This window comes from Arcicella gelida, assembly GCF_034931025.1.
GTDB classification, from domain to species: domain Bacteria; phylum Bacteroidota; class Bacteroidia; order Cytophagales; family Spirosomataceae; genus Arcicella; species Arcicella gelida.
In genome coordinates this window covers 1-11,270 of record NZ_JAYGIL010000056.1, presented here as the reverse complement: position 1 = coordinate 11,270, position 11,270 = coordinate 1, and the positions used below count along the sequence as shown (strand labels likewise).

The following is an 11,270-nucleotide window of genomic DNA, read 5'->3' as shown; positions in this document are numbered from 1 at the left end:
TTTCTTAGCAGTAACAAAATACAGAAAAACCCCGAAAATTGCCAGTATTGACACTTCTTCGGGGTTATTTTATTGGCAATGTGTTGATTATTAAATATTTACAAGATTAAAGGGAAGCCCAGGTAAAAAAAGAAAGGTCAACCCTAATTGGAAAGTTCAGCCTTTGTTGGAGTTTTCTCCAACGAATTGAGCGTCAGCAACAAACAAATGTAGTAGAATGCAAAGTAACGAGTTGCTGACGCACGTGTTGTTGGTGAACAAACACCAACAACGGCGAAAATGTTATCCCAGAAAGACAAAAATCATCTTCTATAAATTCGGGATTAATATCAATTTTAGCCTTTGTTGGAGTTTTTCTCGGGGTCGCCAAGACCAACGAATTGAGCGTCAGCAACAAACAAATGTAGTAGAATGCAAAGTAACGAGTTGCTTACGCTCGTGTTGTTGGTCTTGATGAGCGTTTTTATTCTTATTACCAACCATTTCCATTTGAACACGTTTCTATGCAATGAATTGAGTTTCGTTCAAATTCTTCTCCGAATTTTTCTTCATATTGTTGATATGCTGAAAATCCAAATAATTCAGCTTCTAAGTCCATGATTGCTTTGGAAGGTTCTTTGTCAATCATATCATAATATTCTTTACCCATTCCAAGTATAAAACATCTGCAATATAAAAAACCATCATCCGAACCGTCTGTATATTCATGAATGTCCTCCCTATCAATATTGTAAAGCTTTTCTTCTAAAATGTGTATAAATGCAGTTAAGTCTTCTTTGCTTAGTTTTAAAAGTCTTTTATCATAATTTTCAAGGATTGTTTCTGAAAGTTCCTCACTTAGTTCTGCAAGTAATTCTTCTTCATTACTTATCAGAGCCTTCGCTCTTTTTTTATTTAATCTTGGCGAGTCAGCCCAAGAGGATTCAATGATTTCCCAAAAAACAGTTTCGTTCATAAGTATAAGTATATAGTTTTGTGTCGGCTTAATTGGAATTTGTGTTGTACTGGTAACTTGATAATATCCTTTACTAATTTTTTCTCGTACCAGTTTTTTAATTTCTTTCGTACATTCCGTATTATCGAGAAAGTACACCATTCTTGCAGGCAGAGACTGCATTTTATTATTGTTTCATTTGTTAAACGTGGAACAGCGAGGGGCTAAAACATTCAATTTACTGATTATATTTTTTCATTTCTTTTTTTAGATTAACAATATTTCGTAAACACCAAAATGATATTAGTATAAATATTACTGAAGGAATTAAATGGAAATTCCCTATTGAAAAATAACTGATTGCATTGAATATTATAAGTAAACTTACTCCAAGAATTGAAAGCCCAGTATTTAATCCTAAAAGAAACTTCAAGTCTTTTTCGGTTTTGTTTGTGTTTGGGTTTTCGAGCATTTTTTTAATTAATTTGATTTTTACTCATCGCATAACTCAAAGTCATGCTATGAGTGGTTTAATTTATTTTATGTCTTGAGAAAACCTGAGAACAGTTTCAATACACCATTTTTGTAGCCTGAGACTGCATTTTAGTATTGTTCCATTTGTTAAACTTGGCAAAGCGAGGGTTATTATTTGCAATTTTTCAATCAGCTATCAAAGTTAAAGTCTCGCAATTCACTCTTATTACTCTTTCACTTTCAAAAGAAAAAATTATGTCGTCGCTTTCATTCGGAACTTCTCTTTCAATAAGTCCATAATCCTCTTCTCTAAAATCATTGTCAAAGAATGTTATCCCAGAAAGACAAAAATCATCTTCTATAAATTCGGGATTAATATCAATTTGTTTAAGAAAATTATAATTATCAAGAATGAAATAAAGATTATGATATTCTGCATTAATAGCCCAATCACCGGTAGATTTTCTAAAATGAAGAGATATTCGTTTATATGATATTTCTGTATTTGCAGATATAAATTCAAAGTTATTATGTAAGTCAAGTTTTATACCATTAAACTCTATTTCTGTGAATGAAATAATTTTGAAGTTTGTTTTCATTTGCTATTCAACTGTTTTTCCAACTTGTTAATCATCATTAAAAACTCCACTTCTCAACTATCACAAGTGTTAAGCATAGCTTCACTTGTGCTAAACAATAACAGTTTTAGTTTTGAACTGAAACTAATTGTGCCTTTTATTCTCTTTACAAAATGAGGTAATATTAAGTATAAGTGACGCTTTGCTTGACGATTGCACCAGTAGAGCCTTTTATCCTCAGTTATAAACTGAGCTAGTTCTAGGTACAAGTGACGCTTCGCTTAACACTTGCACCATTAGGGGCTGTGCTTATTGTGTCAGAGCTGTTTTAGTGATTTAATTGTTTGTTGGTAATCTCTAAATGCTCTTCCAAAGTCTTCGGTAAATTCATAGTTACTAAATTCGTATTCTTCATTTAGACCTGTACTTGTCCTTAAACTAACTTCTCCATATCTTACCACTGGAATTTGATAATTTCCTTTAAATCGTTTGTCGGGTGTTCCATTCTTATTCACTTTCGCCCAAGTTTTATCTATAACTTTTGAGTCTGTTGGTACTGTTCCTGTTTCAGTAAACCTGACATAACTCTGATTGAGTATGATTTCATCAAGTCCAATTAATGCAAAACTCGTTTTTGATGAATACATGACAATAAAACTTGGATAAAAATACAAGTCAGCCCCATTTGCATTTTGAAAATAAAGTGCTTCATAATCTGATTTTATGTCAGGTAGTGATTTGACTGCAAACTTTACATCTCGTTTCTTTACGATTGTACTTGCTGATGACCTTGTCGCAACTCTGTCTTGATAATGAGCACTTGTTACGTCCCAAATTTTTTGTGAAGTTGTCAGTTTTTTAAAACTTTCAATAAGTTTGTTGTACTTCTCTTTAATTTCTGGATCAAAATCAATGTCAAGTTTTACAAAACAGTTTTCTATCTGTTCTTTTGTCTGCTTTATTGCTTCCTGTTGTGCTTGAATATCTATTTTAATATTTTCTGCTATTGTCTTTTTGATTAGTCCGTACAGAAAAATGTAGCTTAAAGTTAATTTTAGTTTTGAAGTACCCAAAGTCGCTTGAATTTTAAGTAAGTCTGTTTTGAGTTCTTTTCGTTGTTGATGTGCCAAAATTATTGCTTCCTTTACACCCTGCATGTTTTGGCTTGTAATTTCTTGAATGTCCGCACTAAAAATATTGTCTGAAAGTTCAGTTAATTGTTGGGGATTGTGGATTTCAGGTATCGGGTTTGTGTCCGAACCTGATAATTTTTGTCGGTTGTAAATACCCAAAATTGGTACACTTGTATTTAGGTATGTCCCTGATTTCCCAAAAGTCATACTTGCTCCTTTAACTCCGACAGAAGTTGTTATACCACTTTTACTAAAATTCAAATAAACCCCTGGTATTATTTTTATTCGTCTGCGAAAACTCCAAGCCATATGTTTGTCTTATTTTGTTGTTAGAATTGTCAAGGTGTTGTTTTGCATAGCATAGTACCCAACTTGCTAATATGCGAAAGTTTTGTAATATTTTTTGTATTGTTAATAATTTTATCCATCAATCTACCCATTCCCAAACACAATCAAAAATATTCAATATACTAATCATAAAAAACTTATTATACGGTAAGTTTTCTGGGTATAATACAAATTATGAGAGGAATAAATTGCTTTTTACAAAAAGCATTTTGTGCATAAACAATTGCAAAGTAAGATTAAGCAGTGGAGACTTGTGATAATGCGGTAGTGAAGTGATATTATGCGGTAGTAGTTAGTGATTATGTGATAGTGAAGTGATATTATGAGGTTGCAGTTTGTGATTATGCAGTAGTAAAGTGATATTAGGCTGTAGCAGTTAGTTATTATGCAATAGTTAATTGATATTAGGCGGTAGTAGTTAGTGATAATGTGGTAGTGAAGTGATATTATGCAGTAGTAGTTAGTGATAATGCAATAGTTAATTGATATTAGGCAGTAGTAGTTAGTGAGAATGAGGTAGTGAAGTGATATTATGCGGTAGTAGTTAGTGATTATGCAGTAGTGAAATGATATTAGGGAGTGAGGGAGTGTTCACTGTAATGAAGCTCTAGCGAAAGAATAGCCAGTCTTTACTCATGGCATGAGGCTTTAAGTCATGCCAAGAGTTTTGCCAATTTTTTATTTGCCAATACAAAACTTAGAAAATATATTAGCCAATAAATCATCTGTTGTGATTTGCCCTGTGATTTCCCCTAAGTGATGAAGGGCAAAACGGATGTCTTGTGCGAGAAAATCGCCAGTAATACTTTGGTCTAAACCTTGTAAAACATTTTCTAAAGCTCCGTTGGTTTGTAATAAATGTTGATAATGGCGGAGGTTGGTCACCACAGTATCGCTTGCTTTGATTTCACGGGTCTTTACTTTATTGACCAATGTGTTTTTTAACGTATCAATATGTTGATTTTCTGCCGCAGAAATCCAAAGAATGTCCGGATAAGCAGTTTCAAAGTTTACTTTTTGGTCTTTTGAAAGTGTATCTACTTTATTGCCGACTAATAAATAAGGAGCATTAAATTCAGTGATTTGTTGTGCCATTTCAGAAAGTGTAATTTCGGAAGCATCAAATAAATAAACAATCAAACTGGCTTTGTCCATTTGTTGCAAAGTACGTTCTACGCCAATCGCCTCGATGGTATCTGTTGTTTTGCGTAAACCAGCGGTATCAATTAACCTAAAACGAATGCCTTCAATAAATAATTCGTCTTCAATCACATCACGAGTTGTACCAGCAATGTCTGAAACAATGGCTTTTTCTTCGTTCAATAAACGATTCAGAAGTGTTGATTTACCAGCATTAGGCTTGCCAGCAATCACAGTCGGTACACCATTTTTGATAACATTCCCCATTTCAAAACTATCAATCAACGGAATGAGTACTTTTTGAATTTTAAAGATTAATTGACGCAAATCGTCACGGTCGGCAAATTCTACGTCTTCTTCGCCAAAGTCTAATTCCAATTCTATCAAAGAAGCAAAATGAATTAAGGCTTCTCTGAGTTGAGCAATTTGTTTTGAAAAACCTCCACGGATTTGATTGATAGCCGTTTGATGTGACGCTTCTGAATCGGACGCAATCAAGTCTGCTACGGCTTCTGCTTGGGCTAAATCTAATTGTCCGTTCAAAAAAGCTCGTTGGGTAAATTCTCCCGGATTGGCTAATCTTGCACCTTCACGAAGAATTAATTTTAAGATTTTTTGAATGATAAAATCCGAACCATGACAAGAGATTTCGATGGTATCTTCACGAGTATAAGAAGAAGGAGCTTTGAAAAGTGACACCAATACTTCATCAATGATGGTTTGGTTGTCTCTGATTGTCCCGAAATGAATGGTATGAGAAAGTTGTATTTCGAGGTTTTTACCTTTAAATATTCTATTGACAATCGGGAAAGTTTCTGGACCAGAAACTCTGATAACACCGATTGCTCCAATGCCTTGCGGAGTAGCTAAAGCACAAATTGTATCTTGATTAAACATAAATTTGTAACACGATTTGATTTTGCGACCGCTCGCAATCGTGGTTTGAGTGAACATTTGAGCCGATTGCGAGAAGTCGCTTCGTGCCAAATCGTATTACAAATTTAAAACAAATCCTTCAATTTCATGGCAATACCCATATCGCCAGAGATTTTTAGTTTACCAAACATCATGGCTGTCATCGGATTCAAATCGCCCGACATCAAGCCTTGCAAATCTTTTAAGCTAACGCTGATGGTACAATCTGCGGCATCGTCGGCATTGCTTACTTTGCCATCACCGCTGATAAAAATACTTCCTACATCCGTTGCAAATTTTATAGATGAACCTAAACCACCTTTAGCAGCAGCCAAAGCGGTAATTTTTTGTGTTAATTCTTCAAAAGTCATGATGTTGAGATTTATAAATTTTCACTTCATTATTTTTCAATAGGAATGGATTTAAGTCTTCATTTCAATAGGGCTGGACTTAAGTCCAGCCCTATTGAAAAACGTTTGCTTATAGTGCGACTTAAGTCCAGCCCTATTGAAAAACGTTTGCTTATAGTGCGACTTAAGTCCCACCCTGTTGAAAAAAGTTTGTACTTGCCTACAGCCTACAGCATTTTACGAAATCGTTTCCTTAAATACTCTTAAAGTAGCTTCCCAAGCTTTTTTGGCTACTTCTGCATTATAACGTGTGGGAGCAGTATCGTTGTTAAAAGCGTGTTGAGCCCCTTCATAAACATAAAGTTCATACTTTGTACCAGCCGCTTTTAGGGCAGCTTCATAAGCAGGAATCCCTGCGTTGATGCGTTCGTCCAAGCCTCCATAATGTAATAAAACTTTGGCTTTGATTTTAGGAACATCAGCCACTTCTGGCTGGCGACCGTAATAGGCTACTGCTGAATTGAGCGTTGGCGAATTGACAGCCAACTGATTAGCTAAAGCACCACCCCAACAAAAACCTACGCAACTGGTTTTACCATTACTTTTTGGCAAAGATTTTAAGTAATCAAAACCTTTCAAGAAGTTGTTGGTATTTTTTGTAGCATCTATTTTACTGAATAAATCACGAGCTTCATCTTCATTTTCTGGTGTCCCGCCAAAAGGAGAAAGTGCATCCACTGCCAAAGCATAATAACCTGCTTTTGCTACTCTGCGAGCTACATCTTTGGTATGAGGATTTAAGCCACGGTTTTCGTGAATGATAATTACAGCCCCAATTTTTCCTTTGATTTTTTTAGGTTGTGCCAAATAAGCTTTCATCGTACTGCCATCGCCTTCATAAGTAACGTCTGATACGTCAATATCTTCGTCGTTTTCTTGAATCGTTGCGGCATTGGCGTAATTTACTTCCAATAAAGGTAGAACAGAAAGAGCCGCCACTGTACTTCCTGTTAATTTAACAAGACGTTTGATGAAATCTTCACGGCTCAATGGCTTGTGAGTATATTCATCGAAAAGGTTAATAATTTCTTGATTCATAGTGAATATTGTTTGAAGGTTGTTTTATTGGATTTCAGCTTTCGGTCGTCGGATTTCGGGCTTTAGTTTTTGGGTTATCAAGCTTTGTTTACAAAAATCTTTCATGATTTATTTTTCAAGGAATCAAAATTCTTTTAGTTAACAGCTAATCTAAAAGTCAAATCCGATGACCGAAGCCTGAAAGCAAAAGTCTGACAGCCGACGTTCGAAAGCCAATTTCAAATCTAATATAATTACTTTAAAAATTCTATGTTCCTTTTTAGACCAACGTACTTTGTGCGTTTCAAAGGTGACTTTCTAAAGATGGTTTGGAACACTTCTTCGGTGATTTCTTCCCAATCATTTTTAGAAAAATTCGCTAAGTCGGGATGGAGATTAAACTGTGGTTCATGATGTGGTTTTGAAAAACGATTCCAAGGACAAACATCCTGACAAATATCACAACCAAAAAACCAGTTTTCAAATTTATTCTGTACTTCTACGGGAATGGCTTCTTTCAATTCAATAGTATAATAACTAATACATTTAGAACCATCAACTATATAAGGTTCAATGATGGCGTCCGTCGGACAAGCTTCAACACAACGAGTACAAGTACCGCAGTAATCTTTTACAGGGCCGTCGGGTTCTAAAGTTAAATCCAAAATCAATTCTGCAATAAAAAAGAAACTGCCTTGCTTTTTATTGATAAGATTACTGTTTTTACCGACCCAACCTAAACCACCTTTTTTCGCCCAAGCTTTATCCATCACAGGTGCAGAATCTACAAAAACTCTTCCTCCAACTTCTCCGATTTCCTCTTGAATATATTCCAAAAATGCTTTTAGTTTCTCTTTTACTACAAAATGATAATCTGTACCGTAAGCATATTTTGAAAGTTTTAAATCATTTACGCCTTCGGGCAATCTTTGAGAAGGATAATAATTAAAAAGTAAAGAAACCACAGACTTGGCATCGTCCACTAATAATCGTGGGTCAAGGCGTTTGTCGAAATGGTTTTCCATGTACTGCATTTTGCCGTGATGATTCGCTTTCAGCCAATTTTCCAACCTTGGTGCTTCTTCCTCCAAAAATCCAGCTTCTGAAATACCACAAAAATCAAAGCCCAATTCTTTGGCTTTTTGCTTGATTAAGAAAGTATTTTTTGAATGATTCAACATTTAAGCAATTTTTACAGAAGTCATCGTCAGAGAACCGCCCACAGGCACGTCATTGAAAAAGCTTGCTTCTTCGTTTTTCTCTTGCATTCCTAAAATATATAATAAAGGATAATAGTGGTCGGGTGTGGGAATTGCCAATTTAGCGGCTTGTCCCATACTTTCGTAATTTATTAACGATTTATGATTTCTTTCTGTAATATTCTTCTTGAATTTTTCATTCATTTCAATCGCCCAATCATAACCATACGCACCATTGATTCGCTGAAAATCTACCATTCTTAAATTATGTACCATATTTCCACTTCCAATTATCAATACTCCTTTTCTACGCAAAATGGCTAATTCTTGTGCTAATTCATAATGATACTGTGGCGATTGATGATAATCGATACTCAGTTGTAAAATGGGAATATTGGCTTTTGGATAGATATGACGGATGATTGTCCATGTTCCATGATCTAAACCCCAATCGTGGTCTAAATGAATAGCTGTTTTTGTAATGAGTTTTTGGGTTTCTTCTGCAATAATTGGACTACCCATCGCAGGATATTGTACATCAAATAAAGCTTTCGGGAAACCACCAAAATCATGAATCGTTCTAGGTTTTTCCATTGCTGTTACAAAAGTACCTCTTGTTAGCCAATGAGCCGAAATACATATCACCGCAGTTGGTTCAGGAAAATCTTTTGCTAAAGATGACCATTGTTGACTAAATTGATTATTTTCTATTCCATTCATGGGTGAACCATGTCCAATAAAAAGTAAGGGAGTCTTCTGTTCTTGTTGTGATAATTGCTCAGAAAATACTTTTAAAGTTCCTAATGCTGACATGGCTAATACTCCTGCGGAGGCTTTTATAAATGTTTTTCGATTCATTTCTCTAAAATACTATATTTTATGCAACGGATTGGTTGATTAGTAAGTTCAAAGCGTAAATTAGCATGAAAATAGGTAAGTAATTTTACTCATTTTTTAACATATTTTGTGATTATTGTCATTTTCAGAATTTTCTTTGGGAAAACAATTTTGAAGCACAGCATTATTTTTTTAAATTAGGGTAATAACAACTAATAAAATATCCAAAGCCTATGAATTTTAGTTTTGAGAACTACCAAACCGAAGGCTTCTTCGATGAAATGTTTGATGCACAAGGCAATGTGCGATTGGGTTATGAGGCATTTAAGGAACGTGTAGAACAGTTAAAGATTGAAGAGTTTACTCGTCGCCACCAAGCAGCCGAACGTTCGTTAATGGCAATGGGTATTACTTTCAATGTTTATTCGGAAAATGAAGGAACAGAACGCATTATGCCTGTTGATATTATTCCAAGAGTAATTGAAGCTGAAGACTGGAAAAAAACCGAAAAAGGCTTGATACAACGTATCACGGCACTTAATATGTTTTTGGATGATATTTATCATGACCAAAAAATATTAAAAGACGGTATTATTCCTCGTGAATTAATCGAAACTTCAAAAGATTTCTTAAAACCATGTGTGGGAATTCGCCCCCCAAAAGGCATTTATATTCACATTACTGGTACGGATTTAATCCGTGGCGATGATGGTAAGTTTATGGTTTTGGAAGATAACCTCCGTTGTCCGTCGGGTGTTTCTTACATGCTCGAAAACAGAGAACTACTAAAACGTACTTTCCCTGAAGTATTGGGTAAAACCAGAGTGCAGTCTATCTCTGACTATCCAAACAAATTGTTGCAGATGTTACAACACATCAGCGATCGCCCAAATCCTACGGTTTGTGTATTGACTCCGGGAATTTATAATTCTGCTTACTTTGAGCATTCGTATTTAGCACAACAAATGGGTGTTGAATTGGTTGACTCCAGAGATTTAGTGGTGCATGATGGTTATGTAAAAATGCGTACTACTAAAGGTTTCCAGATTGTAGATGTAATTTATCGTAGAATTGACGATACTTTCCTAGATCCAAAAGCGTTCAATCCTGATTCATTAATTGGTATTCCGGGGATTTTTGATGTATATAAAAAAGGCAGAATTGCTTTAGCGAATGCACCAGGAACGGGTGTTGCAGATGATAAAGTAATTTATGCTTATGTACCAAGAATCATTAAGTATTATTTAGGTGAAGACCCAATCATTCCAAATGTTGAAACTTTTATTTGCGGAGAGGAAGCTGATTGCAAATATGTATTAGAAAACATTGAGAAATTGGTAGTAAAAGAAGCCAATGAAGCAGGTGGTTATGGTATGTTGATTGGACCAAAATCAACGAAGGAAGAGCAAGAAATCTTTAAAGCACGTATTAAAGCAAATCCAAGAAATTATATTGCTCAACCTACGATTTCACTTTCAAGAGTTCCTTGTTTGATTGACGACCACTCAGAAGGCAGACACGTTGACTTACGTCCATACATTCTTTATGGAGATGGCGTGAAAGTAATTCCGGGCGGATTAACCCGTGTAGCATTACGCAAAGGCTCTTTAGTAGTAAACTCATCACAAGGTGGAGGCTCTAAAGACACTTGGGTATTATACTGATAATTAAACAATTGATATAAAAAAGGTTGACAAATAACTAGGTTTGTCAACCTTTTTTGGTTTAAAGATTAGTGTTTTATAGTTGCGATTATGTGCTATATCGAAGAACCCACCAAGAGGAAATAGACTTTAGGGTATAACCAGAAGTATTAGAGCATCGTATCGGAGGATATAAGCATCCACCCGAAGAATACTGGCACTGTATCGGAGAATGTAAGCACCCACTCGAAGAATATAGGCACTGTATCGGAGACTGTAAGCACCCACTCGAAGAATATAGGCACTGTATCGGAGAATATAAGCACCTACTCGAAGAATATAGGCACTATATCGGAGAATGTAAGCACCTACTCGAAGAATATAGGCACTGTATCGGAGAATGTAAGCACCCACTGTTTCAAGAGTCTGTTCATCCAACTGTATCTATTTGTAAGATTAAGCTCTGTAACATCAGAGTTTAAAATACCAGTTGTGTAACAAAGTTTCGGACGCACTTGCATTGATAGACACTATCCCTAATTTTGTGTAAGTTGTTTTTTGTATTGATTATTTGTTTTTGATTCTTTGGTCAAAAATAAGGTAAAATTGGTTGATAATAATTCCCCAGTTATGAATGGGTTT

Annotated in this window: 9 protein-coding genes; 1 reads left to right on the top strand and 8 read right to left on the bottom strand. The window is 35.2% G+C overall.

The genetic code is table 11. The features are described 5' to 3' along the window. Window positions 1-472 precede the first annotated feature (472 nt). The 8 genes from VB776_RS24090 to ygiD all read right to left on the bottom strand — a co-directional run bounded on the left by VB776_RS24090 (window position 473) and on the right by ygiD (window position 8,961). On the bottom strand, window positions 473-955 hold the full coding sequence (locus VB776_RS24090) for a DUF4240 domain-containing protein (protein WP_323699402.1): 483 nt from the start codon (window positions 953-955) through the stop codon (window positions 473-475). Window positions 956-1,593: 638 nt separating this feature from the next. Then, on the bottom strand, window positions 1,594-2,007 hold the full coding sequence (locus VB776_RS24085; RefSeq protein ID WP_323699401.1) for a hypothetical protein: 414 nt from the start codon (window positions 2,005-2,007) through the stop codon (window positions 1,594-1,596). Window positions 2,008-2,303: 296 nt separating this feature from the next. Continuing rightward, window positions 2,304-3,428, bottom strand: coding sequence for a DUF4236 domain-containing protein (locus VB776_RS24080; RefSeq protein WP_323699400.1), 1,125 nt, complete (start codon window positions 3,426-3,428; stop codon window positions 2,304-2,306). A 717-nt stretch (window positions 3,429-4,145) separates the two neighbouring features. Continuing rightward, window positions 4,146-5,504: a tRNA uridine-5-carboxymethylaminomethyl(34) synthesis GTPase MnmE gene (gene mnmE / locus VB776_RS24075; RefSeq protein ID WP_323699399.1), complete on the bottom strand. Its 1,359-nt coding sequence runs from the start codon at window positions 5,502-5,504 to the stop codon at window positions 4,146-4,148. Between the two features lie 104 nt (window positions 5,505-5,608). Further along, the gene (locus VB776_RS24070; RefSeq protein WP_323699398.1) at window positions 5,609-5,893 is read right to left on the bottom strand and encodes an SCP2 sterol-binding domain-containing protein; all 285 of its coding nucleotides are present in this window, start codon (window positions 5,891-5,893) and stop codon (window positions 5,609-5,611) included. A 216-nt stretch (window positions 5,894-6,109) separates the two neighbouring features. Beyond that, on the bottom strand, window positions 6,110-6,970 hold the full coding sequence (locus VB776_RS24065; RefSeq protein WP_323699397.1) for a dienelactone hydrolase family protein: 861 nt from the start codon (window positions 6,968-6,970) through the stop codon (window positions 6,110-6,112). Between the two features lie 233 nt (window positions 6,971-7,203). Further along, the gene (queG, locus tag VB776_RS24060; protein WP_323699396.1) at window positions 7,204-8,130 is read right to left on the bottom strand and encodes a tRNA epoxyqueuosine(34) reductase QueG; all 927 of its coding nucleotides are present in this window, start codon (window positions 8,128-8,130) and stop codon (window positions 7,204-7,206) included. Beyond that, on the bottom strand, window positions 8,131-8,961 hold the full coding sequence (gene ygiD / locus VB776_RS24055; protein ID WP_456062076.1) for a 4,5-DOPA-extradiol-dioxygenase: 831 nt from the start codon (window positions 8,959-8,961) through the stop codon (window positions 8,131-8,133). It lies immediately after the preceding gene. Window positions 8,962-9,218: 257 nt separating this feature from the next. Here ygiD and VB776_RS24050 point away from each other — a divergent pair, with 257 nt between their 5' ends. After that, window positions 9,219-10,649 carry a circularly permuted type 2 ATP-grasp protein gene (locus VB776_RS24050; protein WP_323699394.1) on the top strand — a complete coding sequence of 477 codons (1,431 nt, stop codon included), beginning with the start codon at window positions 9,219-9,221 and terminating at the stop codon, window positions 10,647-10,649. Window positions 10,650-11,270: the final 621 nt, after the last annotated feature.

Excerpts from the sequence above, each read along its gene's own strand:
- VB776_RS24090 (WP_323699402.1), bottom strand. The coding sequence starts at position 955 with ATGAACGAAACTGTTTTTTGGGAAATCATTGAATCCTCTTGGGCTGAC.
- VB776_RS24085 (WP_323699401.1), bottom strand. The coding sequence starts at position 2,007 with ATGAAAACAAACTTCAAAATTATTTCATTCACAGAAATAGAGTTTAAT.
- VB776_RS24080 (WP_323699400.1), bottom strand. The coding sequence starts at position 3,428 with ATGGCTTGGAGTTTTCGCAGACGAATAAAAATAATACCAGGGGTTTAT.
- mnmE (WP_323699399.1), bottom strand. The coding sequence starts at position 5,504 with ATGTTTAATCAAGATACAATTTGTGCTTTAGCTACTCCGCAAGGCATT.
- VB776_RS24070 (WP_323699398.1), bottom strand. The coding sequence starts at position 5,893 with ATGACTTTTGAAGAATTAACACAAAAAATTACCGCTTTGGCTGCTGCT.
- VB776_RS24065 (WP_323699397.1), bottom strand. The coding sequence starts at position 6,970 with ATGAATCAAGAAATTATTAACCTTTTCGATGAATATACTCACAAGCCA.
- queG (WP_323699396.1), bottom strand. The coding sequence starts at position 8,130 with ATGTTGAATCATTCAAAAAATACTTTCTTAATCAAGCAAAAAGCCAAA.
- ygiD (WP_456062076.1), bottom strand. The coding sequence starts at position 8,961 with ATGTCAGCATTAGGAACTTTAAAAGTATTTTCTGAGCAATTATCACAA.
- VB776_RS24050 (WP_323699394.1), top strand. The coding sequence starts at position 9,219 with ATGAATTTTAGTTTTGAGAACTACCAAACCGAAGGCTTCTTCGATGAA.